Origin of the sequence: Streptomyces sp. NPDC048172 (genome assembly GCF_043202595.1) — a bacterium.
GTDB lineage: Bacteria > Actinomycetota > Actinomycetes > Streptomycetales > Streptomycetaceae > Streptomyces.
The window spans coordinates 111,131-136,978 of record NZ_JBIDAT010000015.1; the positions used below are offsets into that span (position 1 = coordinate 111,131).

At 72.6% G+C, this 25,848-nt stretch carries 22 protein-coding genes and 1 rRNA gene; 9 read left to right on the top strand and 14 right to left on the bottom strand.

What is annotated here, in order from left to right; translation table 11 throughout:
* Window positions 1-3 precede the first annotated feature (3 nt).
* Window positions 4-1,173, bottom strand: coding sequence for a beta-1,3-glucanase family protein (locus tag ACGF3A_RS41885; protein WP_393736190.1), 1,170 nt, complete (start codon window positions 1,171-1,173; stop codon window positions 4-6).
* Entirely contained in the window at window positions 1,170-2,114 is a 945-nt protein-coding gene (locus tag ACGF3A_RS41890) for a glycoside hydrolase family 16 protein (RefSeq protein WP_393736192.1), read from the bottom strand. The genes ACGF3A_RS41885 and ACGF3A_RS41890 overlap by 4 nt, the downstream gene beginning before the upstream one ends.
* 110 nt (window positions 2,115-2,224) lie before the next feature.
* Between ACGF3A_RS41890 and ACGF3A_RS41895 the strand changes: the two genes are divergently transcribed.
* Window positions 2,225-3,265, top strand: a complete 1,041-nt coding sequence (locus ACGF3A_RS41895) for a LacI family DNA-binding transcriptional regulator (RefSeq protein WP_393736194.1) — start codon at window positions 2,225-2,227, stop codon at window positions 3,263-3,265.
* A 459-nt stretch (window positions 3,266-3,724) separates the two neighbouring features.
* On the opposite strand, the gene ACGF3A_RS41900 is transcribed toward ACGF3A_RS41895, so the two are convergent.
* Window positions 3,725-4,948: a glycosyltransferase family 4 protein gene (locus ACGF3A_RS41900; protein WP_393736196.1), complete on the bottom strand. Its 1,224-nt coding sequence runs from the start codon at window positions 4,946-4,948 to the stop codon at window positions 3,725-3,727.
* 297 nt (window positions 4,949-5,245) lie between these two features.
* A complete protein-coding gene (gene recN, locus ACGF3A_RS41905; protein WP_393736198.1) occupies window positions 5,246-7,003 on the bottom strand; it encodes a DNA repair protein RecN in 1,758 nt (585 codons plus the stop codon).
* A gap of 121 nt (window positions 7,004-7,124) precedes the next feature.
* Between recN and ACGF3A_RS41910 the strand changes: the two genes are divergently transcribed.
* The gene (locus ACGF3A_RS41910) at window positions 7,125-8,600 is read left to right on the top strand and encodes a S41 family peptidase (protein WP_393736200.1); all 1,476 of its coding nucleotides are present in this window, start codon (window positions 7,125-7,127) and stop codon (window positions 8,598-8,600) included.
* Here the strand turns inward: ACGF3A_RS41910 and ACGF3A_RS41915 are convergent.
* The 6 genes from ACGF3A_RS41915 to ACGF3A_RS41940 all read right to left on the bottom strand — a co-directional run bounded on the left by ACGF3A_RS41915 (window position 8,536) and on the right by ACGF3A_RS41940 (window position 13,706).
* On the bottom strand, window positions 8,536-9,447 hold the full coding sequence (locus ACGF3A_RS41915; protein WP_393736202.1) for an NAD kinase: 912 nt from the start codon (window positions 9,445-9,447) through the stop codon (window positions 8,536-8,538). The two genes, ACGF3A_RS41910 and ACGF3A_RS41915, sit on opposite strands and share 65 nt — an antisense overlap.
* Window positions 9,444-10,247: a TlyA family RNA methyltransferase gene (locus tag ACGF3A_RS41920; protein ID WP_393736243.1), complete on the bottom strand. Its 804-nt coding sequence runs from the start codon at window positions 10,245-10,247 to the stop codon at window positions 9,444-9,446. The genes ACGF3A_RS41915 and ACGF3A_RS41920 overlap by 4 nt, the downstream gene beginning before the upstream one ends.
* A 9-nt stretch (window positions 10,248-10,256) precedes the next feature.
* Window positions 10,257-10,526: a hypothetical protein gene (locus ACGF3A_RS41925; protein WP_393736204.1), complete on the bottom strand. Its 270-nt coding sequence runs from the start codon at window positions 10,524-10,526 to the stop codon at window positions 10,257-10,259.
* A 236-nt stretch (window positions 10,527-10,762) separates the two neighbouring features.
* Window positions 10,763-11,611, bottom strand: coding sequence for an ABC transporter ATP-binding protein (locus ACGF3A_RS41930; protein ID WP_393736206.1), 849 nt, complete (start codon window positions 11,609-11,611; stop codon window positions 10,763-10,765).
* Entirely contained in the window at window positions 11,608-12,639 is a 1,032-nt protein-coding gene (locus ACGF3A_RS41935; protein WP_393736208.1) for a FecCD family ABC transporter permease, read from the bottom strand. Before ACGF3A_RS41935 ends, ACGF3A_RS41930 begins: the two co-directional genes overlap by 4 nt.
* A complete protein-coding gene (locus tag ACGF3A_RS41940; RefSeq protein ID WP_393736210.1) occupies window positions 12,636-13,706 on the bottom strand; it encodes a FecCD family ABC transporter permease in 1,071 nt (356 codons plus the stop codon). Before ACGF3A_RS41940 ends, ACGF3A_RS41935 begins: the two co-directional genes overlap by 4 nt.
* Window positions 13,707-13,835: 129 nt before the next feature.
* Between ACGF3A_RS41940 and ACGF3A_RS41945 the strand changes: the two genes are divergently transcribed.
* Both ACGF3A_RS41945 and ACGF3A_RS41950 read left to right on the top strand, forming a co-directional pair.
* A complete protein-coding gene (locus ACGF3A_RS41945) occupies window positions 13,836-14,867 on the top strand; it encodes an ABC transporter substrate-binding protein (RefSeq protein ID WP_393736212.1) in 1,032 nt (343 codons plus the stop codon).
* 22 nt (window positions 14,868-14,889) lie between these two features.
* Window positions 14,890-15,750, top strand: coding sequence for a siderophore-interacting protein (locus tag ACGF3A_RS41950; RefSeq protein ID WP_393736214.1), 861 nt, complete (start codon window positions 14,890-14,892; stop codon window positions 15,748-15,750).
* 467 nt (window positions 15,751-16,217) lie between these two features.
* On the opposite strand, the gene ACGF3A_RS41955 is transcribed toward ACGF3A_RS41950, so the two are convergent.
* A complete protein-coding gene (locus ACGF3A_RS41955; RefSeq protein ID WP_393736216.1) occupies window positions 16,218-17,297 on the bottom strand; it encodes an HAD hydrolase-like protein in 1,080 nt (359 codons plus the stop codon).
* Window positions 17,298-17,441: 144 nt separating this feature from the next.
* Between ACGF3A_RS41955 and ACGF3A_RS41960 the strand changes: the two genes are divergently transcribed.
* The 5 genes from ACGF3A_RS41960 (at window position 17,442) to ACGF3A_RS41980 (ending at window position 24,114) form a co-directional block, all read left to right on the top strand.
* Complete coding sequence (locus tag ACGF3A_RS41960) at window positions 17,442-18,728, top strand: DUF1015 family protein (protein WP_393736218.1); 1,287 nt, start codon at window positions 17,442-17,444, stop codon at window positions 18,726-18,728.
* Between the two features lie 138 nt (window positions 18,729-18,866).
* Window positions 18,867-20,354 carry a pyridoxal phosphate-dependent decarboxylase family protein gene (locus ACGF3A_RS41965; RefSeq protein WP_393736220.1) on the top strand — a complete coding sequence of 496 codons (1,488 nt, stop codon included), beginning with the start codon at window positions 18,867-18,869 and terminating at the stop codon, window positions 20,352-20,354.
* Between the two features lie 27 nt (window positions 20,355-20,381).
* Window positions 20,382-21,719 carry a lysine N(6)-hydroxylase/L-ornithine N(5)-oxygenase family protein gene (locus tag ACGF3A_RS41970; RefSeq protein ID WP_393736222.1) on the top strand — a complete coding sequence of 446 codons (1,338 nt, stop codon included), beginning with the start codon at window positions 20,382-20,384 and terminating at the stop codon, window positions 21,717-21,719.
* Complete coding sequence (locus ACGF3A_RS41975) at window positions 21,716-22,306, top strand: GNAT family N-acetyltransferase (protein ID WP_393736224.1); 591 nt, start codon at window positions 21,716-21,718, stop codon at window positions 22,304-22,306. The genes ACGF3A_RS41970 and ACGF3A_RS41975 overlap by 4 nt, the downstream gene beginning before the upstream one ends.
* Window positions 22,303-24,114 (top strand): IucA/IucC family protein, encoded by a 1,812-nt coding sequence (locus tag ACGF3A_RS41980; protein ID WP_393736226.1) that lies wholly within the window; start codon window positions 22,303-22,305, stop codon window positions 24,112-24,114. Before ACGF3A_RS41975 ends, ACGF3A_RS41980 begins: the two co-directional genes overlap by 4 nt.
* Before the next feature lie 64 nt (window positions 24,115-24,178).
* Here ACGF3A_RS41980 and ACGF3A_RS41985 read toward each other — a convergent pair whose 3' ends face one another.
* The 3 genes from ACGF3A_RS41985 to rrf all read right to left on the bottom strand — a co-directional run.
* Window positions 24,179-24,904, bottom strand: coding sequence for a hypothetical protein (locus ACGF3A_RS41985; RefSeq protein ID WP_393736245.1), 726 nt, complete (start codon window positions 24,902-24,904; stop codon window positions 24,179-24,181).
* Window positions 24,844-25,524: a hypothetical protein gene (locus tag ACGF3A_RS41990; protein ID WP_393736228.1), complete on the bottom strand. Its 681-nt coding sequence runs from the start codon at window positions 25,522-25,524 to the stop codon at window positions 24,844-24,846. Before ACGF3A_RS41990 ends, ACGF3A_RS41985 begins: the two co-directional genes overlap by 61 nt.
* Before the next feature lie 229 nt (window positions 25,525-25,753).
* Window positions 25,754-25,848: ribosomal RNA gene (gene rrf, locus ACGF3A_RS41995) — 5S ribosomal RNA — on the bottom strand; the annotation flags it as partial.

Genomic DNA, 25,848 nt, shown 5'->3' on the forward strand with positions numbered 1-25,848 from the left:
TCATCAGAACGGGGTCAGCGTGAGCGTGATGCTCTCGGGGGCCCCGTCCTCGATGTAGGAGGCGAAGCCGCCCACGTCGTCGAAGGCGAAGCCGTACGCCTTGCCGTCCTTGGTGGCCTCGTGCATGGCCTTCGCGTAGTGGTGCGTCACGTCGCCGCCGTAGAAGCCTCCGGGGTCGTCGGTGGGCTGGCTCGCCTGCGCCGCGAGCGTCGTGCGGTTGAAGGCGGCACCGAGGATCGCCGCGACGGGCCCGGTGACGCCGTCGTTGGGCGCGGCGAGGGTGCCGTCGCAGAACAGCACGTCCTTGGTGCTGGGCTTGTCGAAGGAGACCTCGCCGGGCCCGGTGAAGGCGAGCTTCCCGCCGCTGACCTTGCCGGTGAACTTGCCCGCGTTGGTGGTGACGGTGAGGTCCTTGCCCTCGTAGGTGCTCCAGACCTCGTCGATGTACTTGGCGAAGTAGTCGTCGGCGAAGCGGCCTTCGCCGATGCCGTGGCCCGGCGCTATGACGCGCTTGTCGTCGACGACGAGCTTGTCGAAGCCCGGGGCGCCCTTGACGGACTCGAACACCTTGGCGCGCGCGCCGTCCTTGAGGGTGCCGGTCGTCTGGTCCTTGGCGCCCTTGAGCTGGATGCCCATCGGGACGCTGAACATGTCGACCATGGTGGTGTTGCAGTACATGCCGTCGGGCTTGAACGTGAACTCGGCGCAGTCGTGGACCACTCCGTAGTTCGGGTCGCCCTCGACCCAGCCCGCGGGGTAGGCGAGCGCGGCCTTGCCCTCGCCGTCCTCCACGGCCTTGATCTTGAGCTTGCCGCCGAGCGCCACGTAGATCCGCCCGGACATGTGCGGGAGCTGGATGGTGGTGTCCCCGCTCCCGGAGAGCGGTATCGCGTAGTCCGTGAAGCCGTCGCCGCCGTTGTCGGACATGGCGACGGGCTTCAGTTCACCCTCGGGGGTGACACGGACCTGGTTGGTGCCGTCGTTGCCCACGATGTAGAGGTGGACGGAGGAGTTCTCGTACTCACCCGTCTTGTTGACGATCGTCAGCGGCATTCCGGCCTTCGCGCGGCTGCCGGTCGTCCCGGCGCCCGCCTGGTTGACGATGAGCCCGGCGGCGGGCGCGGCAACGGCCGTGGCGGCTGCCGTACGGAGCAGGGTCCTGCGGCTGATCACTTGGAGGCACCTCCTGTGCGCTCGACGGAGACGGAGTCGACGAGCAGCGAGGCTCCCGGCTTCGTCGCCGCCGTGGGGGTCTTCTGGCCGGCGACACCGTCGGGGAACGCGCCGCCCATGGCGAGGTTGAGCAGGATGAAGTGGCCGTGGTGGGTGGCCTTGGCCCAGGTGTCGGCGTCCATGTCCGACTCCTTGACGGAGTGGAACTGCTCGCCGTCCACGTACCAGCGCAGCTCCTCGGTGCCGCCGCTGCGGTCGAGTTCGAGCGCGTACTCGTGGAATTCCGACTGGCAGCTGTCACAGGGGCGTTCGGCACCGATCCCCTGCGTCTCGTTGCAGGGCCCGCCCGGGTTGACGCCGCAGTGGAGGACGCCGTGCGTGGCCTTCTGGCCGTTGACGTTCTCCATGATGTCGAACTCGCCCACACCGGGCCAGTTCTGGTAGTTGCCCCGGTAGGCGTCGCCGAGGGTCCAGAACGCGGGCCAGTAGCCGAGGGCCTCGTCGCCCGAGACGTCGGGCAGCTTGAGCTTCGCGGCGATCCGGAGCTTGCCGCCCTCCGGTGCCTCGAAGTCGGTGCGCTTGCTCTCGATACGGCCCGAGGTCCAGTTCTCACCGTTCTTCTGGGCCGTGATCTTGAGATGGCCCTCGCCGTCGAGCGAGAGGTTCTTCGGGTCCTTCGTGTACTCCTGGATCTCGCCGGTGCCCCAGTTGGCCGGGCCGCCGGGGTAGTTGTGGCCGGTGTCGATGATCCAGTCCTGCTCGGAGGGGAGCGATCCGGCCTCGCCGTCGAAGTCGGTGCTCCAGACCACCTCCATGGCCTCGGCCTTCGTCTCCGGCGAGCCGGACTCGGCCGCCTGGGCATGCGGCAGCAGAAGGGCTCCCGCGGCGGCCAGTGCGGTGGCCGCGGCGGCTCCCGCGACGGTTCGTCTCTTGAATCTCATCTTCCGCGCTCCTTGAGTGGGGGGATTGAGAGCGCTCTCACGTCATGGGCATGCACAGTGCCGATCCTTCGGAGTAGCGTCAAGCCCTTCCGGAAGAAAAGGAGTTCGAGGTGCACCGAAGTCGCGGCCCGCGTCCCACGCTCGAAGCCGTCGCGGCCCACGCGGGCGTCTCGCGCGCCACCGTCTCCCGCGTGGTCAACGGCGGTGCCGGCGTCCGTTCCGAAGTGCGGGAACGCGTCCGGGCCTCCGTCGACGCGCTGGGGTACGTGCCCAACAGCGCGGCCCGCAGCCTGGTCACCCGGCGCACCGGGGCCGTCGCGGTCGTCATCGCCGAGCCGGAGAGCAGGGTCTTCTCCGACCCGTTCTTCTCCCGCCAATTGCGCGGCATCAGCCGCGAGCTGGCCGAACGCGACCTTCAGCTCCTGCTGATGTTCCTCCAGGAACGGGAGGACGGCGCCCGCGTCAGCCGCTACCTCTCCGCCGGGCACGTGGACGGCGTGCTCATGTTCTCGCTCCACGGCGAGGAGCAGCCGCTGGGCGGCGCCGCGGAGGAGGCGGGCCTGCCGGTCGTCTTCGGCGGCCGCCCCGGCTGGCCCGGCGCCTCGGCCGACCCCGAACTCCTGTACGTCGACACGGACAACCGCGGGGGTGGGCGACAGGCCGTCGCACATTTGCTGGAGCGAGGACGGAGACGGATCGGCGTCATCACCGGCCCGCTCGACCAGACCTCGGCCCTCGACCGCCTGGAGGGCGCCCGCGACGCGCTCACGGCTGCGGGCGCCGCTCCCCCGCCCGCGCTCGACGGCCGCTTCACGGCGGAGGGCGGCGAACGCGCGATGGCCCGCCTCCTCGACGAGCAGCCCGACCTGGACGGGGTCTTCGCCTGCTCGGACCTCATGGCCTCCGGCGCGATGCGCACGCTGCGGGCCCGCGGGCTCCGCGTCCCCGCGGACGTCGCCGTCGTCGGCTACGACGACCTCGAACCGGCCTCCTGGGCCGACCCCCCGCTCACCACCGTCCGCCAGGACGTCGAGCGGATGGGCCGCATCATGGCCCGCTTGCTCCTGCGACGCCTCGCCCTTGCCCCGGACGAGGCCTCGCCGTCACCGGTGGTGACCCCGGCACAACTGGTAATCCGCCAGTCAAGCTGAACGCCCCGAAGGGGCGCGCCCGGTTCAAGACGTAGGAGCTTGCCCCTCCAGAGGCACGGGCCTGTGCCGAACGGTCCAAGACTTTTGGGCTTGCCCGATCAGGGGCGCGGGGCTGTGTTTGTTTTGCGGCTCCGCCGCGTGGGCGCGACCGGTCCAAGACTTTCGGGCTTGCCCACTCAGGGGCGCGGGGCTGTATTTGATTTGCGGCTCCGCCGCGTGGGCGCGCCGGGTCACGACACCTCGGGGCTTGCCCCTGTTCCCTCAGGGGCGCGGGGAACTGCGCGACAAGCCACGACGCGGCCGCACCCCGCGAAGCACAGCCCGGGGCACCCCGGGCGCGGCCCCGTTGTGCGGGGCACCCGGCGTGGGGGGCTGCGCTTGCCAACCCTGCGCCTTGCGCAGACTTCCCAAGCACAGCGGGAGGGAGAAGCATGGGTACGGGGACCTACGGCGTACCCGTTATGCCGTCAGCTCGTCGTAGATGCTGAGGACTTGGGCCACCGTGTCATTCTCCGTCGGCCAGGACTCGGCTCGGGCGAGCCCCGCATTCGCGAGGGCCTCACGGCGAACAGGCTCGTCCAGCAAGGAACGTACCGCCGAAGCGAGCGCATCCGCGTCGCCGTAAGGCACCAGCACCGCCGCGTCACCGACGAGTTCGGGGATCCCCCCGACCTCGGTGGCGACGAGCGGCACGCCGCGGCTCAGCGCCTCCTGGGCGAGCGGCGAACGGGACTCCCAGCGCGTGGACAGCAGCGCCAGATCCGCACCGGCGAGCAGCCGCAGCGCGTCGTCGCGGCGCCCGAGGAGCCGCACGGGCAGCTCTTCCTCGTCGATACGCCGCTGGAGCGCGGCCCGCTCGGGGCCCTCGCCCGCGACGGCGAGCAGGGGCGGCGGGTCGAGGTCCCGCCAGGCGCGCGCGGCGGTGAGCACCGTGTCGTACCCCTGGTGCCGGTCGAGGCGGCCGACGGAGAGGACCAGGGGGCGGCCCACGGCGCCGATCTCGGCGCGCGCCTTGTGCCGCTGCGCCTCCGCGCGCACGTCCCGCTCCTCGCCCTCCTCCCCCGTACGGTCGTCCGCCGCCTCGCGCGGGGAGGGGATGGCGACGGGCGCGAGGCGGGCGTCGCGGGCGCCGCAGTCGCGGGCCGTGTCGACGAGGTCGGTGGTCACGCCGAGGACGACGGCCGCGGCGCGCGCGACCCGGCGCTTGAGCAGCCGCGCGAGCACGCCCCGGGCCCCGTCGGCGTGCTCGGCGCCCTCGGCGCCGGGCAGCGGCTGGGTGTGCCAGGTGACGACGAGCGGCGTGCGGCGGCGGCGCCTGCCCAGCTTGCCGAGCGCGAGCGCGGCGAGGAACCCGGCGCGCAGCCCGTGCGCGTGCACCAGGTCGGCGTCGGCGCAGACCGTACGGAGGCCCGCCACCGTCTCCGGTTCCGTACGCCCCGTCGCGGGCGCGAACCTGGCCCCCGTGCCGGTGAAGGCGCGGGCCAGCTCCTCGTCCCCGGCGGCGCAGACGGTCACCCGCACGCCCCGCGCGACGAGCCCCTCGGCGAGCGAGCGCACATGTGCCACGGTCCGCGCGCCCGGCACGCCCCCGCCCCGGGTGAGGGCGCCGCCGCCGAGCACCTGGACGGCGTGCAGCGGGACGCGTCCGACGAGCGGCGGGGGCGGGGTGGCGGTGGGGGTCACGGCAGGTCGGGCTCCTGGTCGGCGTACAGCGGCGGGCGGGTGGACGAGCGGCGCCGGGACCGGCCGCCGGCCGGGGTGACGCGGGCTCAGGACCCGGGTGCGCGGCGGCGGTTCGGATGCCCGGGTCCGCCCAGGATGCCAGGTGGCGGGCGCACGCCGCATCGCGGTACGGACCGCCGTACGGAGGGACCGGCGGCACGCCGCGCCCGGTACGCCCGGAAAGTGCGCGCGGCGGCGGCGCCGGGGTCACCCGCACGAGCGAGAAACCGTTCGCTCAGCGCGTACCGGTGTCCGGAGTCAGGACCCGGCGCGGGCCGCCTCCAGCAGCTCCTCCGCGTGCGCCCGTGCGAGCTGCGAGTCCTCCTGGCCCGCGAGCATCCGGGACAGCTCCCGCACCCGGTCCTCGCCCTCCATCGCCTGGACGCCGCTGCGCGTCACCGAGCCGTCGTCCGTCTTCTCCACGACCAGGTGCCGGTCGGCGAAGGCGGCGACCTGCGGCAGGTGCGTGACGACGACGACCTGGGCGGACCTCGCGAGCCGTGCGAGGCGCCGCCCGACCTCGACGGCGGCCTTGCCGCCGACGCCCGCGTCGACCTCGTCGAAGAGGTACGTGGGCACGGGGTCGGCGCCCGCGAAGACGACCTCGACCGCGAGCATCACCCGGGACAGCTCGCCGCCCGAGGCGCCCTTGGCGATCGGCCGGGGCTGCGCCCCCGGGTGCGGGGTGAGCAGCAGTTCGACCTCGTCGGTGCCGTGCGGCCCGAAGGCGAGCGTACGGCCGTCCGCCTCCAGGCCCTCCGGGTCCTCCGTGTGCTTGAGGTCGAACGAGACCCGCGCGTGCGGCATGGCCAGCTCGGCCAGCTCCTCGGTGACGGCGTCCGCGAACCGCTTGGCCGCGTCCCCGCGCGCCTCGGTCAGGGTGCGGGCGTGCCCGGCGAGTTCGCCGCGCAGCGCCTCGCGCTCGGCGGTCAGCTCGCCGATGCGGTCGTCGTCGCCCTCCAGCTCGGCGAGCCGGGCGGCGCTCTGCTCGGCCCAGGCGAGGACGTCCGTGATGTCCTCGCCGTACTTCCGGGTGAGCTGGGACAGGGCCGCGCGGCGCTCCTCGACGGCGGCGAGGCGGAGCGGGTCGGCGTCCAGGTCGTCCGCGTACCCGGCGAGTTCGCCCGCGACGTCGGAGAGCAGGATGTGCACCTCGCCGAGCCGGTCGGCGAGCGCCGCGAGCGCCGGGTCGTGCGCCCGTACGGCCTCCAGCGCGCGGTGGGCGCCCCCGACCAGCGTGGCGGCGTCCACGCCCTCGGGGTCGGCGGGGTCGCCCGCGAGCGCCCCGTGCGCGGTCGTGGCGGCGGAGGCGAGCGCCTCCGCGTGGCCCAGCCGCTGGGCCTCGGCGGCGAGTTCGGTGTCCTCCCCGGGCTGGGGCTCGGCGGCGGCGACCTCGTCGATGCCGAAGCGCAGCAGATCGGCCTCCTGGGCGCGCTCGCGCGCCCGTGTCGTCAGCTCCTCCAGCTCGGCGGAGACGGTCCGCAGCCGCTTGTACGCCCCGGCGTAGGCGGCGAGCGGCACGGAGACGGCCTCGCCCGCGTACCGGTCCAGGGCCTCGCGCTGGCGGGCCGCGCGCAGCAGCCCCTGCTGGTCGGTCTGGCCGTGGACGGCCACGAGGTCGTCGCTCAGCTCGGCCAGCAGCCCGACCGGGACGGAGCGCCCGCCGACGTGCGCGCGCGAGCGTCCCTCGGCGGAGACGGTACGGCTGACGAGGAGTGCCGCCTCCTCGTCCTCGGACTCGTCGAGCTCGGCACCCGCCTCCGCCGCGCGGCGCGCGGCCGGCGCGTCGGGCGCGACGACGATCCTCCCCTCGACGACGGCGGCCTTGGCACCGACCCGCACGAGCGCCGCGTCGGCACGCCCGCCGAGCAGCAGCCCGAGGCTCGTGACGACCATGGTCTTGCCCGCACCGGTCTCGCCGGTCACCGCGGTGAAGCCGGGGGACAGCTCGACGACGGCGTCGTCGATCACGCCCAGGGCTCTGATCCGCATCTCCTCCAACACGGATACGACCATACGAGGTTCCCTGGGGATACCCCCACCCCCGGTCCGGGTGGTGCGCCCCTGGCGGCGGGACATACACCCCGTCCAGCCTGGAAAGGTCACATCTCCCACGGCTGCGACGAGGGGTTTCCCGATGCGCTTGCGTTCCGTTCCCGTTCCCGACACGCGCCGCGCGGGCGGGATCCTGGCCGTCGCGCTGGCCGCCACGACGGTCCTGACGCTCACCGGCCACGCGGCCCCCGCCCGGGCCGACGCCGCCACGGGTCCGCCCCGTGTGGACGGCGTCTGGCGCACGGACGGGTACGGGACGGCGGTGGTGATCGACGGGCGGCGGCTGCGGACGTACGACACCACGGCCGTGAGCTGCCTGCCCGGCGAGCTGGGCGGCCCCCGCAGCGGCGGCGGGCCGGGCGGCGCCAGGACCTACCGGGGGCCCGAGGGGATCGCGCTGAGCGTACGCCCGCAGGGCCGCGACCGGGCCCGGCTGGCGATCGCGAGCAGCGTCGGCGCCCGCACGCTGCACCGCGTCGGCGCGCTGCCGAAGCGGTGCGGGAAGAAGCCGTCCGACGATCCGCGTGCCGTTTTCGACACCTTCTGGCAGACCTACGCCGAGAACTATCCGTTCTTCACGGCGAAGGGGATCGACTGGCGTGCCGTACGCGACCACTTCCGGCCGAAAGTCACCCGCCACACCACCGACGACCAGCTCTTCCGGATCCTGCGGCGGATGATCGAGCCGCTGCACGACGCGCACACGGCGCTCGACGGGGGCGAGGGACGTCAGTTCGAGGGAATCCGCGAGGACACCGAACCGCCGACCCGCGAGACCCTCGAACGTATCGACAAAGCGACCGCGGAGGCCGTCGGCGTCCCGCAGCGGCACTGGGGCCAGGGTGCGATCTCGTTCGCCGAACTCCCCGGGGGCACGGGCTATCTGCGCCTCACCCGCTTCATCGGCTACGCCAAGGGGGACTATCCGGCGCACGTCGCCGAGCTGGACAGGGCCCTCGACGCGGTCTTCACCCGGGACCGCGTCCGCACGTTGCGCGGACTGATCGTGGACGTCCGCTTCAACGGCGGCGGCTCGGACGAGCTCGCCCAGCGCGTCCAGGCCCGGCTCACGGACCGGCCGTATCTCGCGTACCGCAAGCACGCGCGCAACGACCCGCGCGATCCGCGCGCGTTCACCCGCGCGGAGAGCGTGACCGTACGTCCGCACCGCGGCCCCGTCTTCACCGGCCCCGTCGCGGTACTGACCGGGCGGCTGACGGTCAGCGCGGGCGAGACCTTCACACAGGGGCTGATGGGCCGCTCCCCCGCCGCCGTGCGCGTCGGCGAGAACACCCAGGGCGTCTTCTCCGACACCATGGGCCGCGCGCTGCCGAACGGCTGGACGGCGACGCTGCCCAACGAGGAGTACCTCACCCGGGACGGGCGTACGTTCGACGGCGCGGGCATCCCGCCGGACCATCGCACGCCCGTCTTCACGGAGGAGGAGTTCCGGGAGCACCGGGACTCGGCGCTGACGCGGGCCCGCGCGCTGCTCAGCGCGGAGCGCCCCGCCAGCCCGACACCGGGAGCGCGAACTTCGCCACCAGCCGGTCGGTGAACGAGGCGTGGTGCAGCCGCGCCAGCCGTACGGGCACGGCCCCGCGCCGCACCTCCACGCGCGCCCCGGGCGGCAGGTCGACGCTGCGCCGCCCGTCCGCCCACAGCACGCCGTGCGGCGTCTGGGGCTGCACCTCGACGGCGAGCACCGAGTCCGGCGAGACCACCAGCGGCTTGGCGAAGAGCGCGTGGGCGCTGATCGGCACCATCAGCAGCGCCTCGACCTCGGGCCATACGACGGGGCCTCCGGCCGAGAACGCGTACGCCGTCGAGCCCGTCGGCGTCGCGCACACCACGCCGTCGCCGCCGAAGCTGGAGACGGGGCGGCCGTCCACCTCGGTGACGACCTCCAGCATCTGCTTGCGGGCGGCCTTCTCCACCGAGACCTCGTTCAGCGCCCAGTCCCGGTGCGCGATGTGGCCGTCCTCGCGGACGAGCACGTCGATGGTCATCCGCTCCTCGACCTCGTACGCCCGCGTCACCACGCGGTCCACGACCTTGTCCAGGTCGTCGCGCTCGGCCTCCGCGAGGAAGCCGATACGGCCGAGGTTCACGCCCAGCATCGGGACGCCCGAGGCGCGCGCGAACTCCGCGCCGCGCAGCAGCGTCCCGTCGCCGCCGAGCACGACCAGCAGCTCGCAGCCCTCCGCCGCGTCCGGCTTGGCGTCGACGGTCTCCACCGACTCCGAGTCCGGCAGCGGCAGGTCCGCGGCCTCCTCGGCGAGCACGCGCACGCCGATCCCGCAGCGCAGCAGGCCCTGCACGACCAGCTCGGCGCTGCGGACGGCGGCCTGCCGTCCGGTGTGCGCGAGGAGGAAGACCGTGCGCTCCTGGTCGCATGCTGTCACTTGGGCCCCTCCGCTACAGCTCGCTCGACATCCGCCGGGTCGAGGTCGGGCGCCCCGGCACGCAGCCACAGAAAGTACTCGACGTTTCCCGAGGGGCCCGGCAGCGGGCTCGCGATCACGCCAAGCGTGCCGAGCCCGTGCGTGGCGGCGTGCCCCGCGACCGTACGCACCGCCTCGGCGCGCAGGTCCGGGCTGCGCACGACGCCGCCGCTGCCCAGCCGCTCCTTGCCGACCTCGAACTGCGGCTTGACCATCAGCACGAGGTCGGCGTCGGGCGCCGCGCAGCGCACCAGCGCGGGCAGCACCAGGCCCAGCGGGATGAAGGACAGGTCGCCGACGACGAGGCCGACGGGCTCGCCGACGTCCTCGGACGTCAGCTCGCGGACGTTCGTACGGTCCCTGACCGTGACGCGGGAGTCGCTCTGCAGGGACCAGGCCAGCTGCCCGTACCCCACATCCACGGCGACGACGTGACCGGCGCCCGCGCGCAGCAGGACGTCGGTGAAACCGCCGGTCGAGGCGCCCGCGTCGAGCGCGCGGCGGCCCTCGACGCGCAGCCCGCGCGGCACGAAGGCGTCCAGTGCTCCGGCGAGCTTGTGGCCGCCCCGCGAGACGTAGTCCGGGTCGCCCGGGTCGTCCCTGACCACGAGCGCGGCGCTGGTCTCCACCTGGGTGGCGGCCTTGGCGGCGGTGTTGCCGCCCACGGTGACCCGTCCCGCGGCGATCAGCTGGCCCGCGTGCTCCCGCGAACGGGCCAGCTTGCGGCGCACCAGCTCCGCGTCGAGTCGGCGTCGTGCCACTGCCACGTCTCAGCTCCGGGGGGTGTGCGGTTGGGGGTGGTCGAGGGAGGTCAGCGTCTCGCGCAGACCCCTGTGCACATCCTCGTACACCTCCAGGTGCCCCGACACGGCGAGGTGGTCGGCGTCCACGAGCCGCTGGAGGGTGGCGTCCACCGGCCCGTTCCCTGTCGGCGCGACGCCTACGCCCAGGGGGCGGGGTCCGTCGTCCTCCTCCGCCTGCTCCGGCTCCGCCTGTTCCGGTTCGCCTTCGGGCACCTCGTCGGGGGGCAGCTCGCTCATGGTCCCGACGCTACCGCGCACCACTGACTTTCCTGCCCACTGAACAGGGGCTGCCCCGTACTGTGCATCGCAGTCCGCGGCCGCGTCGTGGCCGCTCGCGCAGTTCCCCGCGCCCCTGGATGGGGCACCCCCTACTCTTCCGCGAAGCTTGGGAGGTCTGCGCATGGGGGTACCTCCCTGCTCGAAGAGCTTGGGGGAGCAGGGCTGGCAAGCGCAGCCCCCGATGCCGGGCACGCTCAGGATGCGGGACGTGTTCGTGCCGCCGGGACCACCAGTGGCGTGCCCGTCTCCGGGTCGTCGATGACGCGGCACGGCATGCCGAAGACGTCCTCCACCAGCGACGCGGTGACCACCTCTCCCGGCGGGCCCTCGGCGACGATCTCGCCGCCGCGCATGGCGATCAGGTGGGTGGCGTAACGCGCCGCGTGGTTGAGGTCGTGCAGGACCGCGACGAGGGTGCGGCCCTCCTCCTCGTGGAGGCGGGCGCAGAGGTCCAGGACCTCGATCTGGTGCGCGATGTCGAGGTACGTCGTCGGCTCGTCGAGCAGCAGCAGCGGGGTCTGCTGGGCGAGGGCCATCGCGATCCACACGCGCTGGCGCTGACCGCCGGACAATTCGTCGACATAGCGCTCGCCGAGGTCGCCGACGCCCGTGGCCTCCATCGACTCCTCGACGACCCGCTCGTCCTCCTTCGACCACTGCCGCAGCAGCCCCTGGTGCGGGTAGCGGCCGCGCGCGACGAGGTCACCGACGGTGATGCCGTCCGGTGCGATCGACGACTGCGGCAGCAGGCCCAGCGTGCGGGCGAGGGCCTTGGCGTGCATGCCCGAGATGTCGGCGCCGTCGAGCAGCACCGAGCCCCGCGCGGGCTTGAGCATCCGGGAGAGGGCGCGCAGCAGCGTGGACTTGCCGCAGGCGTTGGGCCCGACGACGACCGTGAACGACCGGTCGGGCACGGCGACGCTCAGGTGCTCCGCGATCGTGCGCTGGTCGTAGGCGAGGGTGAGGTCCTTGCCGACGAGGCGGGGCTCGGTCCCCTCGTCCTCGGCCCGTGTCACCGGCGATTCCGTCTTCGTGCCCGTCATATCCGTCCAGCCTTACGTTCCGTGGCCAGCAGCCACACCAGATATCCGCCGCCGAGCACGCCCGTGACCACGCCGACCGGGAGCTGGTGGTCGCCGAAGGCGCGCTGGGCCACGAGGTCGGCCGCGATGAGCAGCGCCGCTCCCATGCACATCGAGGGCAGCAGGTTCGGCCCCGCGGTCCTGGTGACGCGCTTCGCGAGCTGCGGCGCGGTGAGCGCCACGAACGCCACGGGCCCGGCGGCCGCCGCGGCGAGCGCGACCAGCAGCACGGCGGCGGAGAGCAGCGTGAGCCGCACCCGTTCGACCCGTACGCCCAGCGCGTTCGCGGCGTCGTCGCCCATCTCCATCATCCGCAGGGCACGCCCGCAGCCGAGGAGGATCAGCGGGACGAGCACGGCCATCGCGCCGAGCAGCGGCAGCGCGTCGTCCCAGCCGCGGCCGTCCAGGCTGCCGGTCATCCAGAGCACGGCGCGCGAGGCCTCGGCGATCTGCGCCCGGGTGATCAGGAAGCTGTTGACGCCGGTGAGGATCGCGGCGACGCCCACGCCGACGAGGACGAGCCGGTAACCGTGCATCCCGCGCCGCCAGGCCAGCCCGTAGACGAGCAGGCCGGTCACGATGCCGCCGAGCGCGGCGCCGACCGCGAGGCCCGCGCTGCCGCCGCCCATCAGCACGATCACGACGAGCGCGCCGGTCGCCGAGCCGTGCGTGAAGCCGAGCATGTCGGGGCTGCCCAGCGGGTTGCGGACGACGGACTGGAAGACCGCGCCCGCCAGGCCCAGCGAGCAGCCGACAAGCAGCGCGGTGGCGACGCGGGGCAGCCGCAGCTCGTTGACGATGAACGCGTCGGCGGGGTTGCCCTGGCCGAGGAGCGTACGGATCACGTCGCCGGGGGCCATGGGGTATTCGCCGCTGCCGATCGCGAAGACCGCGACGACGAGCGCGACGACGGCGCACAGCAGCCCGACGAGCAGCGCGCGGGGCCGGATGGAGACGGAGAGGCCGCCTCCGGTCCGTATGACGCTCATGCCTGGACCACCCGCCCGCGGCGCACGAAGTAGAGGAAGAAGGGACCGCCGAGGATCACCGTGACGATGCCGACCTGGAGTTCGGCGGGGCGTCCCGCGACGCGGCCGAGCACATCGGCGCCGAGCAGCAGCACGGGCGCGAGGACCGCGCAGTACGGCAGCATCCAGCGCTGGTCGGGCCCGGTCAGCGAGCGCACCATGTGCGGCACCATCAGGCCGACGAAGACGATCGGCCCGCAGGCGGCGGTCGCGGCGCCGCACAGCAGCGTGACGGCGACGATGGCGACGGCCCGGGTGCGCGCGGGGCGCGAACCGAGGGCGCGCGCCGAATCGTCGCCGAGCGCCAGCGCGTTGAGCGGCCGTGCCAGTGCGAGGGCGCACAGCGCGCCGACGACGATGAACGGGGCGGCCTGCGCGACCGTCGCGTCCTCCGCCCGCGCGAGCGAGCCCACGGTCCAGAAGCGCATCCGGTCCAGCGAGGCGGTGTCGAGGATCTGGACGGCGTTGACGTACGAGATCAGCGCGGCGTTGAGCGCGGTGCCCGCGAGGGCCAGCCGCGCCGGGGTCGCGCCGCGCCCGCCGCCGACGGCGTAGACGAGCACGGAGACGGCGGCGGCGCCGAGGAAGGCGAAGCCGATGTACCCCGTGTAGCCGGTGATGCCGAAGAACGAGATCGCGGTCACGACGGCGGCCGCGGCGCCCGCGTTGATGCCGAGGATCCCGGGGTCGGCGAGCGGATTGCGGGTGAGGGCCTGCATCACGCCGCCCGCGAGCCCGAGCGCGACGCCGACGAGCAGCCCGAGCAGGGTGCGCGGCAGCCGCATCTCGTGCACGACGGCGTACGAGGACGAGCCGCTGTCGACGAGCCCGCTCCACGCCTCGCCCAGCGAGAGCTGGCGGGCGCCGACGGCGAGACTCAGGAAGACGACGAGGAGCAGCAGGAGGAGGGCGACGAGCAGTCCGGCCGTGCGCCGCACCGGACGCCTCGGACTTTCTGCCGCGTCCTGCCCGGTCTCCCCTGAGGCCCCCGGAGGCGGGGATTCCGGTGGGGACTTGGTGAGGGTCACGTGCGGGCTCCGGTCGGGGCCGGGAGAGCGGACCCCGGCCGCTGGACAACAACGACTTTGGTTAGGTTAGCCTAACCACGAATTCGGCCACAGGGCCGCCCCGTCAGCACGTCGAGAGAAGGCCGCTCCATGTCCCGCTCGTCCCGTTCCCCCCATCTTTCCCGCCGCGGAATCCTCACCGCCGGCGGCGCCGTCGGCCTCGGCGCACTGCTCGCCGCCTGCGGAAACGAGAAGTCGGGGGCCGGCTCCGGGAGCGGCGGGGGCGGGTCCTGGTCCTTCACCGACGACCGCGGCAAGAAGGTCAGCCTGAAATCGTCCCCGAAGCGCATCGTCGCCTACACGGGTACGGCCGCGGCGCTCTGGGACTACGGCGTCCGCGACCAGATCGTCGGCGTCTTCGGCCCGACCAAGCAGAAGAACGGCAAGCCCGACGTCATCGCGGGCGAGCTCGACATCGACAAGCTGGAGATCATCGGCAACGCCTTCGGCGAGTTCGACATCGAGAAGTACGCCAAGACCCGCCCCGAGGTCCTGATCACGAACATGTATGTGAAGGACGCGCTCTGGTACGTCCCGGACGAGAGCAAGGAGAAGATCCTCAAGCTCGCGCCCGCCGTCGCGATGCAGGCCGCCGAGGTCTCCATGGTCAAGTCGATCGAGCGGTTCGCGAAGCTCGCCGAATCGCTGGGCGCCGACCTCAAGGCCAAGTCCGTCACCGACGCCAAGACCCGCTTCGAGAAGGCCTCCGCCACGCTCCGCAAGGCCGCCAAGGCGAGCGGCGGCCTCCGCGTCATGGCCGCCTCCGCCACCGCCGACCTGCTCTACGTCTCGGACCCGAACGCCAACGCCGACCTGAAGTACTTCAAGGAGCTCGGCGTCGACTTCGTCGTCCCCAAGAAGGTCAGCAAGCAGGGCTTCTACGAGGAACTGAGCTGGGAGAACGCCGACAAGTACGATGCCGACCTGATCTTCCTCGACAACCGCACCCAGTCCCTCCAGCCGGGCGCGCTCAAGTCCAAGCCGTCCTGGAGCGAACTGCCCGCCGTCAAGGCGGACCAGGTCACCGGATGGCTGACCGAACCCCGCTTCTCCTACGCGGGCGCCGCGCCGCTCGTCGAGGACCTCGCCAAGGCGATCGAGAAGTCCAAGAAGGTCCGCTGACCCTCCGGGAGGAGACCGCACCATGAGCACAGCGCCCGCGGCCGCGAAGGTCGTCCCGTTCGAGTTCTTCGACGTCCACGTCGTACGGACGCTACGGCTGAGCCCCGCGATGCTGCGGGTCACGTTCGGCGGGGAGCGCCTGGACGACTTCGCCTCCGGCGGCCGGGACCAGCGCTTCAAACTCTTCCTGCCCCGGCCGGGTCAGGAAGCGCCGCTGGTCCCCACCCACGCGGGCGAGAACTGGTTCCCCGAGTGGCGGGCCATGGACCCGGCGGAGCAGTCCCTCATGCGCTCGTACACCGTGCGGGCCCAGCGCGAGGGCGAGCTCGACGTCGACTTCGCGATGCACGGCGAGCCGGGCTACGACGAGGGCCCGGCCACGCGCTGGGCCCGCGAGGCCCTGCCGGGCGCCCGCGCGACGCTGCTCGGCCCGGTCGTCGAGGACAACGGCGGCGTCGACTTCCGCCCGCCGGAGGGCACCGACTGGATCCTCCTCAGCGGCGACGAGACGGCGCTCCCCGCCATCGCCGCCACGCTGGAACAGCTGCCTGAGGGCACGCCCGTACGAGCGTGGATCGAGGTCCCGTCGCGCGCGGACGTCCAGGACCTCCCGACGGCGGCGGACGCGGAGGTGGTGTGGCTGGTCCGCGAGGAGACCCCGAAATCCCGCACGGAGCTCGTCCTCGACGCCGTCACCGAGGCGGAGTTCCCTCCGGGCACGCCGTACGCCTGGGTCGCCGGCGAGTCGAACACGGTCAAGATGCTCCGCCGCCATCTGCTGCGCAAGCGGCGCCTTGACCGAGGCGCGGTCACCTTCACGGGCTACTGGCGCCTGGGCGCCACGGAGGAACAACTGGTAGCAGAGGCCCTCTCCGAGTCCTGACCCCTGCTCCTCCCTCCACCCCACTGCGCTTGGGAAGTCTGCGCTTCTCCCTCCCGCTGAGCTTGGGAAGTCTGCGCAAGGCGCAGGGTTGGCAAGCGCAGCCCCCCACGCCGGGTACCCCGCGTACAAGGCCGGGTTCGGGATGCCCCGGGCTGTGCTTCGCGGACTGCGAGTGCGTCGTGGCTTGTCGCGCAGTTCCCCGCGCCCCTGGAGGGGCACGTCCTGCTTCGCCCTTCACCCCACTGCGCTTGGGAAGTCTGCGCAAGGCGCAGGGTTGGCAAGCGCAGCCCACCATGCCGGGTGGCCCGGCAAAAGAGCCGCGCCCGGGGTGCCCCGGGCCGTGCATCGCGGGCTGCCGCCGCGTCGTGGCTTGTCGCGCAGTTCCCCGCGCCCCTGAGGGAGAAGGGGCAAGCCCCGATGTGTCGTGGCGGGCGCAGGCCCGCGCGCCTGGAGGGGATGCCCTCCCGTCAGAGGCCCAGCTTGGAGAGCGCCTTGTCGGGATCAAGGGTGCGGGGATCATTCCACGTCGCCGCGCACAGGGCCCGGAGGCCGTCCAAGGGGTCGCCGGAGCCGTCCAGTTCGAGCCCGTCCCCCGAGGCGTCCGCGCGCCAGCCCTCACACACGAAGCCCTCCGCGGGAGACCCCGTCACCTCGGGGTGAGGGACCAGCAGGCCCCTCAAGTCCTGGGCCACAAAAGTCGGACGGCACTCGGGCGGCGCGGCCAGGAGCTGGGCCGCGTCCGTGACCCCGGTCAGGACGAGCAGCGAGTCGACGCCCCCCACGTACGCCCCCTCGATGTCCGTGTCCAGCCGGTCCCCCACGACGAGCGGACGCCGAGCCCCCGTACGCAGAATCGACTCCCGGTGCATCGGCGGCAGCGGCTTGCCCGCCACCCGCGGCTCCGGCGCGGGCCGCATCGCGCGCGTGGCGATGCGGACGACCTCGACCGCGGCCCCGTTCCCCGGCGCGATGCCGCGCGCGCTGGGGATCGTGAGGTCCGTGTTCGACGCGTACCAGCGCACTCCGCGCTGCACCGCGAGCGCCGCCTCCATCAGCCGTTCCCACGGCATCCCGGGCCCGCCGTAGCCCTGGACGACGGCCGCGGGACCGTCGTCGGCGGAATCCACGACGCGCAGCCCGCGCTCCTCCAGCGCGACCCGCAGCCCCTCCGCGCCGATGGCCAGCACAGGGGCGCCCGGCGGCACGTCCTCGGCGATGAGCCGCGCGACGGCCTGCGCGGATGTGATGACCTCCGCGGGCTCGGCGGGGACGCCCAGCTCCGTCAGATGGGCGGCGACGGTCCGCGGGGTGCGCGCGGCGTTGTTGGTCACGTACGCCAGCCGCAGTCCGCGTTCCCGCGCGTCCTCCAGCGCGTCCACCGCGTGCGGCACGGCCTCGCCCCCGGCGTACACGACCCCGTCCAGGTCCAGCAGCGCCGTGTCGTACGCCTCGGCGAGCGGGCGCGCCTCGGCGCCCGTGCGGGTGCGCGGCGGCGCTTCGCCGCCCAGCTCACCGGGGGTCAGGGGGGTGCCGGAGGCACTGCGCATGGCCGTTCGCTCCTCGCGCCGTGAGGCGTAGGCGTCTGTCGTACGCCCTCGATCCTCCCTCATCCGTGGATGCTCCTGCCCCGACTCCCTGCGCCCCCCGTGCCCCGCTCCACGCCCACGCGGGCGCGGGCATAGCATGCTCGGATGACCGCTGAGGGCCTCAGACTCACCCCTTTCCGCGGGCTGCGCTACGCACCCGAGAGGGTCAGCAGCCTCGCCGCCGTGACCTCCCCGCCGTACGACGTGGTGGTCCGGCCGGACGGCCTGCGGCACCTGGAGACGGCCGATCCGTACAACATCGTCCGGCTGATCCTCCCCCAGGCCGCCGACCCGGCCACCCGGCACCGCCAGGCCGCGGAGACCCTGCGCCGCTGGCGGACCGACGGCGTCCTCGCGCCCGACCCCGAGCCCGCGCTCTACGTGTACGAGCAGCGCAAGGGGGAGCTGCTCCAGCGCGGCCTCATCGGCGCCCTGTCCCTGTCCCCTCCCGAGGACGGCATCGTCCTCCCCCACGAGGAGGTGATAGCTGAGGTCGTCGAGGACCGCGCAGCTCTGATGCGCGAGACCGCCGCTAATCCGGAGCCGCTGCTGCTCTCCTACCGCAGCCGCGGCTCGGACACCGGAGCGACCGCCGTGATCGAGCGTACGACGAGCCGTGCGCCGCTCGTGGAGACGACGACGGAGGACGGTTTCTCGCACCGCCTGTGGGCGGTCACGGACCCGGCCGAGCTGGCCGAGGTCGACGGCGACCTGTCGCACCAGCGGGCGCTGATCGCCGACGGGCACCACCGCTGGGCGACGTATCTGCGGCTGCGCGCCGAGCACTCGGCGGACGTCCGGGGCGTCTCCTCGCCGTGGAACTACGGGCTGGTCCTGCTGGTCGACACCGCGCGCTATCCGCTCCAGGTGCGCGCCATCCACCGGGTGCTGCCCCGGCTCACGCTGCGGCAGGCGCTGGAGATGCTGGAGATGACGGACAGCTTCCGCGTCCGCCCGGTCGAGGGCCCGCTGTCGCACGCGATGGAGGTGCTCGAACGGACGCCGGGGAACGCGTTCCTGATCACCGAGGGCGACGGGGCCTTCCACCTGCTCGACCGCCCCTCCTCCCGGCTGCTGGACCTCACGATCCCCGAGGACCGGCCCGAGGCGTGGAGACGGCTGGACGCGACGGTGCTGCACTCCGCGCTGCTCGACGAGGTCTGGAAGATCCCCGACCACCCCTCCGAGATCGGCTACATCCACCACACCGAGGCGGCGGTCGAGCAGGCCGCGCACCACGGCGGGGTCGCCGTCCTGCTGCGTCCGGTGCTGGAGGACACCGTGCGGGCGCTGGCCGAGCAGGGCGTCACCATGCCGCGCAAGTCGACCTCGTTCGGCCCGAAACCGGCCACCGGGCTGGTGCTCCGCACCGTCGACACGGACGCCGCCTGAGTCACCACGGAGGACCATCCTCCGGTTAGCCCCTCCCCCGGGTCCTCCCTGACCCAAGACCTAGTTAGGCTAGCCTTACCTAACCACGCCACGCGTGTGGTCAGCCTGCTATGCCCGCGTCAGGGAGGACCCTTACCCATGAGCAGCAGGGCACACCTGCTCAACGACAGGACGGCGGAGCACTACCGGCGCTCCCTCACCGACGGAGTCGGGAGGGTGGCCGACCGACTGGCCCGTACGGAGCGCCCGTTCACCGGCGTCACACCCGCCGAGCTCGCCCCCGCCATCTCCTCCATCGACCTGGAAGCGCCGCTCCAGGACCCCGGAGCGGCCCTCGACGAGCTGGAGGACGTCTACCTCCGCGACGCCGTCTACTTCCACCACCCCCGCTATCTCGCCCACCTCAACTGCCCGGTCGTCATCCCGGCCGTGCTCGGCGAGGCCGTCCTCGCGGCCGTCAACTCCTCGCTGGACACCTGGGACCAGAGCGCGGGCGGCACCCTCATCGAGCGCCGCCTGATCGACTGGACGGCCGGGCGCGTCGGGCTCGGCAAGGCCGCCGACGGCATCTTCACCAGCGGCGGCACCCAGTCCAACCTCCAGGCCCTGCTCCTCGCCCGCGAGGAGGCGTGCCGCCTGGTCCGTAAGAACTCCGAGACCGCGCTGCCGACCTCGGCCATCCTGCCCCGGCTGCGCGTCCTCGCCTCCGAGTGCGGGCACTTCAGCGTCGAGAAGGCCGCCCGCCTGCTCGGCCTCGGCCCCGACGCGGTGATCCCGGTCCCCTGCGACCGCGACCGCCGGATGCGGGCCTCCGCGCTCGAACAGGAGCTGGCGCGCTGCGCCGAGGAGGACCTCGTGGTCATGGCCGTCGTCGCCACGGCGGGCACCACCGACTTCGGCAGCATCGACCCGCTCCCCCAGGTCGCCGCGCTCTGCGAGGCCGCGGGCGTCTGGATGCACGTCGACGCGGCCTACGGCTGCGGACTGCTGGTCTCCCCGCGCCGGAGCCACCTCCTGGCGGGCATCGAACGGGCCGACTCGGTGACGGTGGACTACCACAAGTCCTTCTTCCAGCCCGTCAGTTCGAGCGCGGTCCTCGTCCGCGACCGCTCCACGCTCCGCCACGTCACGTACCACGCCGACTATCTCAACCCGGCGCGCAGCGTCGAGGAGCGCATACCCAACCAGGTCGACAAGTCGATCCAGACCACGCGCCGCTTCGACGCGCTCAAGCTCTGGCTGACGCTGCGCGTGATGGGAGCCGACACCGTGGGCGAGCTCTTCGACGAGGTCGTCGACCGCGCCGCCGACGCCTGGCGGCTCCTCGACGCCGACCCCCGCTACGAGGTCGTGACCGAGCCCCAGCTCTCCACCCTCGTCTTCCGCTACGTCCCCGAGAGCGCCGCCGGAATCCCGGACTCCCTTGTCGACAAAGCCAATCTGCACGCCCGCGAGGCCCTGTTCGCCTCCGGCGACGCCGTCGTCGCGGGCACGGTCGTCGACGGCCGCCATCACCTCAAGTTCACCCTGCTCAACCCGGAGACCACGCTGGACGACATCGCCACCGTCCTCGACCTCCTCGCGGGCCACGCCGAGAGCTTCCTCGCCCCCGCCCGTACGGCCTGAGCCCCCACCCCCTTCATGGAGCCCCCCATGTCTCCCCGTTCCCCCCACGGCTCCCCCGCCGAGCCGGAGCACGAGCCCGTGCGCGACTTCGTCGCCATCGGTCTCGGCCCGTTCAACCTGGGTCTCGCCTGCCTCACCGAGCCGGTCCCCGGCCTCGACGGCGTCTTCCTCGACGACAAGCCGGACTTCACCTGGCACCCGGGGATGCTGCTGGAGGACAGCACGCTCCAGACCCCGTTCCTCTCCGACCTGGTCACGCTCGCCGACCCGACCTCCCCGTACTCCTTCCTCAACTACCTCAAGGAGTCCGGCCGCCTCTACGCGTTCTACATCCGCGAGAGCTTCTATCCGCTCCGCGCCGAGTTCAGCGACTACTGCCGCTGGGCCGCCCACAGGCTCGGCCGCACCGTCCGCTTCTCCCACCGCGTCACCGAGGTCACCCACGACGAGGCCACCGGCCTGTACACCGTGCACGCCGACGACCAGGCCGCGGGCGTACGCCGTACGTTCCGCGCCCGCAAGCTCGTCCTCGGCACCGGCACCCCGCCCCACGTCCCGGACACCTGCCGCGGCCTCGGCGGCGACCTGATCCACAACTCCCGCTACCTGGAGCACAGGGAGGCCCTCCGCGAGAAGCGCAGCATCACCCTCGTCGGCAGCGGCCAGAGCGCCGCGGAGATCTACTACGACCTGCTCCAGGGCATCGACACCGCCGACTACACCCTCACCTGGGTCACCCGCTCCCCCCGCTTCTTCCCGCTCGAATACACCAAGCTGACGCTGGAGATGACGTCCCCGGAGTACATCGACTACTTCCACGCCCTCCCCCCGGACACCCGCGACCGCCTCGTCGCCTCGCAGAAGCACCTCTACAAGGGCATCAACTCCGAGCTGATCGACGCGATCTTCGACCTGCTCTACGCCAAGAGCCGCATCGCGCCCTGCCCCACCCGCCTCATGACCAACACGGCGCTCACCGACGCGACGTACGACGAGACGGACGGCACCTACACCCTCGGCCTCCGCCAGGAGGAGCAGAAGCAGGACTTCTCCCTCACCACCGAGGGCCTCGTCCTCGCCACCGGCTACCGCCACCGGCGCCCCGACTTCCTCGACCCGGTCGCCGACCGCATCGCCTGGGACGACCACGGCCGCTTCGACGTACGCCGCGACTACAGCACCGACCTCGCGGGCGACGAGATCTACGTCCAGAACGCCGAGCTCCACACCCACGGCTTCGCAGCACCCGACCTCGGCATGGCCGCCTACCGCAACTCCTGCATCATCCGCGCGCTCACCGGCCGCGAGGTCTACCCGGTCGAGAGGTCCATCGCCTTCCAGGAGTTCGGGGTGGCAGCCGCATGACGTCGCCGCCCGAGCCCTTCTTCACCCGCGTCCACGAGGCACTGGGCACCCTCGCCCTGCGCCCCGTAGACCCGCTCACCGACTGCGAACTGCTGCACGCCTGGGTCACCCACCCCAAATCGGCGTTCTACCTGCTCCAGAACGCCTCGCTCTGCGAGGTCGAACGCGAGTTCATGAGCATCGCCGCCTCCCCCCACCACGACGCCTTCCTCGGCCTCCACAACGGCGAGCCCGCCTTCCTCATGGAGCGCTACGACCCGGTCCACGTCGAGCTGCCCGGCCTCTATCCGCACGAGGAGGGCGACGTCGGCATGCACTTCCTCTGCGCCCCGACGGACACCCCCGTGCACGGCTTCACCCACGCGGTGCTCACCACCGTCATGGCCGCGCTCTTCGACGACCCGTCCGTACGCCGCGTCGTCGTCGAGCCCGACATCCGCAACACCGCCGTGCACGCCCTCAACGAGGCCGTCGGCTTCCGCGTCGACTCGACCCTCACCAAGCCCGAGAAGGAAGCCCTCCTCAGCTTCTGCACCCGCGAGCAGTTCCAGGCCGCGACCACCACGGCCGGAAAGAGCCTCATATGACGACCACAGGCCCACGCCCCCTCACCCCCCAGGACGCCGTCGCGCACCTCACCCCCGAACGCTGGGAACGCGCGACCCGCCTGCTCATCCGCAAGGCCCTCGCGGAGTTCACCCACGAGCGCCTGCTCACCCCCGAGCCCGTCGCCGGGGCACCCGGCCACTACACGGTCCGCAGCGACGACGGCGCCACCACGTACCGCTTCACCGCGCGCCGCTACGCGCTGGACCACTGGCAGGTCGCCGCCGGCAGCATCACCCGCCACCGCGACGGCACCCGCCTCCCGCTCGACGCCCTCGCGTTCCTCACCGAGCTGCGCGGCTCCCTCGGCCTGAGCGAGGAGATCCTCCCCGTCTACCTGGAGGAGATCAGCAGCACCCTCGCGGGCACGGCGTACAAGCTCGCGGCCCCGCACATCAGCGCCGCGTCCCTGGCCGCCTCGGACTTCCAGTCCGTCGAGACCGGCATGACCGAGGGCCACCCCTGCTTCGTCGCCAACAACGGACGGCTCGGCTTCGACATCGCCGAGTACCGCGCGTACGCCCCCGAGACCGCGACGCCCGTACGGCTGGTCTGGGTCGCGGCCCACCGCTCCCGCGCGACGTTCACCGCGAGCCCCGACCTCGGCTACGACAAGCTCATCCTCTCCGAGCTCTCGGCCCCCACCCTGCGCCGCTTCTCGGCCACGATGGCGGAACAGGGCCTGGACATGGAGGAGTACGTCCTCATCCCCGTCCACCCCTGGCAGTGGTGGAACAAGCTCTCCGTCACCTTCGCCGCCGAGGTCGCCCAGCGCCATCTGGTCTGCCTCGGCCACGGCGACGACGAATACCTCGCCCAGCAGTCCATCCGTACCTTCTTCAACACCAGCAACCCGTCCAAGCACTACGTCAAAACAGCGCTCTCCGTCCTCAACATGGGCTTCCTGCGCGGCCTCTCCGCCACCTACATGGAGGCGACCCCGGCCATCAACGACTGGCTCGCCGAACTCGTCGCCAACGACGAGGTCCTGCGCGGCACCGGCCTCGGGATCCTCCGCGAACGCGCCGCCGTCGGCTACCACCCCGCCCCGTACGAGGCAGCGGCGCCGAAGGGCTCCCCGTACCTGAAGATGCTGGCGGCGCTCTGGCGCGAGAGCCCCGTCCCGCAGCTGGCCGAGGGCGAGCGCCTGGCGACGATGGCCTCGCTCCTGCACACCGACCGGGAGGGCAACTCCTTCGCGGCGGCCCTCATCGACCGCTCGGGCCTGGAGCCGAAGGAGTGGCTGCGCCGCTACCTGAACGCGTACCTCACCCCGCTCCTCCACTGCTTCTACGCCTACGACCTGGTCTTCATGCCGCACGGCGAGAACGTCATCCTCGCCCTCGACGCACACGGCACCCCCCGCCGCGCGTTCTTCAAGGACCTCGCGGAGGAGATAGCGGTCATGAACGCGGAGACCGCCCTCCCCCCTCAGGTCGAACGCATCCGCGCCGACGTCCCCGAGGACATGAAGGTCCTCTCCCTCTTCACGGACGTCTTCGACTGCTTCTTCCGCTTCCTCGCCCCTACGCTCGCCGAGTCGGACACCCTGGACGAGGACACCTTCTGGGCAACGGTCGCGGAATGCGTACGGGACTACCAGAAGTCAGCCCCCCACCTGTCCGACCGCTTCGCACGCTACGACCTGTTCGCCGGGGAATTCGCCCTCTCCTGCCTCAACAGGCTCCAGCTCCGCAACAACCAGGAGATGGTCGACCTCCAGGACCCGGCAGGCGCCCTCCAGCTCACGGGCACCCTGACCAACCCCCTGGCAGCCCACAGACCCTGACCCGACACGAACAGAGAAAGGGCGGGCTCCCCGAGGGGGAACCCGCCCTTTCCACTCGCGCGGACTAGCTCGTGGCGTCGCCCTCGACGTCCTCGGAGTCCTCCGAGTCCTCATCGAGCGCGTCGATGAACTCGACGCCGTCCAGCTCCGCGAGCCGGTCCGAGGCGTCGGTCAGCCCGTTCTGGTCGGCCTCCAGCGCCTTCGCGAACCACTCCCGCGCCTCGTCCTCACGCCCGACCGCCAGCAGCGCGTCGGCGTACGCGTACCGCAGCCGCGCCGTCCAGGGCTGCATCGAGTTCGACGCCAGCTCGGGGCTCTGCAGCGTGACGACGGCGGCATCGGCCTGCCCCATGTCCCGCCGCGCCCCGGCCGCGACCAGCCGCATCTCGACCTGGCCGGCCTTGTCGAGCTTCTGCACCTCGGGCTCGCCCGCCATCGCGAGGGCCTTCTCCGGCCGCCCCATGCCACGCTCGCAGTCGGCCATCACCGGCCACAGATGCTGAAGCCCGGTCATCCGCCGCGCGGCCCGGAACTCCGCCAGCGCCTCCCCGTACTTCTCCACCCCGTACGCGGCGAACCCCGCCGCCTCCCGTACGGACGGCACGCGCGAGGCCAGCCGCAGCGCGATCTTCGCGTACCCGTACGCCCGCTCCGGCTCCTCGTCCAGCAGCCGCGCGACCATCACCAGGTTCTTCGCGACGTCCTCGGCGAGCGTCTTCGGCAGGCTCATCAGCTCCTGCTTGACGTCCTTGTCGAGCTCGTCGCCCGTGATGTCCTCGTCGATCGGCAGCCGCCGCAACGGCTCCCGGTCCTGCGACCGCTCACGCCCACCGCGCTCACGGTCGTCACGCCGGAACGACCCGCCACCGCCGCGACGGTCACGATCCCGGTCCCTGTCCCGGTCCCGGAATCCGCCACCACGCCGATTGTCCCGACGGTCGTCACCGCGCCGGTCGTCACGTCCGCGACCGCCGCCGGCGCCCTGGCCGTACGGCCGCCGCCCGCCCCGGTCGTCATCGCGACGCGGCCTGTCACGGTCACGGTCCCGGTCGCGGTCCCTGTCGTCACGCCGGTACGGCGCCCGCTCGCGCCGCTCTCCGTCACGCTCCCGCCGGTCCCGATCACGGTCGCGGTCCCCGCGGTACCCGGGCGCCCGCCCGTCCCGCCGACGGTCGTCACGCCGCTCGTCCCCACGCGGCCGGTCACTGCGCGGCCGCTCGCCCCGCGGATCGTCCCGCCGGTCATCACGCCGCGGACGCTCATCACGCCGGGGCCGGTCATCACGCCGGTCATCCCGACGGAACCGCTCGTCCCCACGCGGCCGGTCACTACGCGGCCGATCGTCACGTCGGTCATCGCGCCGGTCGTCACGCCGAAATCCCCCACGGCCTCCGCGCGCCCCTTCGTCACGACGGGGACCCCGGGAACGGTCGTCACTCCGTCGGGGCCCCGACTGCCGGGGTCGACGCTCGGGACGATCGCGATCGTCGGGAGAGTTGCTGGACATCGACGTGACTCCTGTCTTCGAGTGCTGCACTCATTCTCGCGCAGCCACCCACGGGGCGCTCTTCAGAAAGAACAACAAAAAAGCCCTTGGCCTTCAGCGTGAGTGCGCTGAAGGCCAAGGGCCTCAAAGATTGTTCGGCGGTGTCCTACTCTCCCACACGCTCCCGCATGCAGTACCATCGGCGCTGAAAGGCTTAGCTTCCGGGTTCGGAATGTGACCGGGCGTTT

What these genes read in the sequence shown, in the direction of transcription:
- ACGF3A_RS41890 (WP_393736192.1), bottom strand. Translation starts at nt 2,114, where the DNA reads ATGAGATTCAAGAGACGAACCGTCGCGGGAGCCGCCGCGGCCACCGCA.
- recN (WP_393736198.1), bottom strand. Translation starts at nt 7,003, where the DNA reads ATGGTCGTATCCGTGTTGGAGGAGATGCGGATCAGAGCCCTGGGCGTG.
- ACGF3A_RS41910 (WP_393736200.1), top strand. Translation starts at nt 7,125, where the DNA reads ATGCGCTTGCGTTCCGTTCCCGTTCCCGACACGCGCCGCGCGGGCGGG.
- ACGF3A_RS41925 (WP_393736204.1), bottom strand. Translation starts at nt 10,526, where the DNA reads ATGAGCGAGCTGCCCCCCGACGAGGTGCCCGAAGGCGAACCGGAACAG.
- ACGF3A_RS41930 (WP_393736206.1), bottom strand. Translation starts at nt 11,611, where the DNA reads ATGACGGGCACGAAGACGGAATCGCCGGTGACACGGGCCGAGGACGAG.
- ACGF3A_RS41935 (WP_393736208.1), bottom strand. Translation starts at nt 12,639, where the DNA reads ATGAGCGTCATACGGACCGGAGGCGGCCTCTCCGTCTCCATCCGGCCC.
- ACGF3A_RS41945 (WP_393736212.1), top strand. Translation starts at nt 13,836, where the DNA reads ATGTCCCGCTCGTCCCGTTCCCCCCATCTTTCCCGCCGCGGAATCCTC.
- ACGF3A_RS41950 (WP_393736214.1), top strand. Translation starts at nt 14,890, where the DNA reads ATGAGCACAGCGCCCGCGGCCGCGAAGGTCGTCCCGTTCGAGTTCTTC.
- ACGF3A_RS41955 (WP_393736216.1), bottom strand. Translation starts at nt 17,297, where the DNA reads ATGCGCAGTGCCTCCGGCACCCCCCTGACCCCCGGTGAGCTGGGCGGC.
- ACGF3A_RS41960 (WP_393736218.1), top strand. Translation starts at nt 17,442, where the DNA reads ATGACCGCTGAGGGCCTCAGACTCACCCCTTTCCGCGGGCTGCGCTAC.
- ACGF3A_RS41965 (WP_393736220.1), top strand. Translation starts at nt 18,867, where the DNA reads ATGAGCAGCAGGGCACACCTGCTCAACGACAGGACGGCGGAGCACTAC.
- ACGF3A_RS41970 (WP_393736222.1), top strand. Translation starts at nt 20,382, where the DNA reads ATGTCTCCCCGTTCCCCCCACGGCTCCCCCGCCGAGCCGGAGCACGAG.
- ACGF3A_RS41975 (WP_393736224.1), top strand. Translation starts at nt 21,716, where the DNA reads ATGACGTCGCCGCCCGAGCCCTTCTTCACCCGCGTCCACGAGGCACTG.
- ACGF3A_RS41980 (WP_393736226.1), top strand. Translation starts at nt 22,303, where the DNA reads ATGACGACCACAGGCCCACGCCCCCTCACCCCCCAGGACGCCGTCGCG.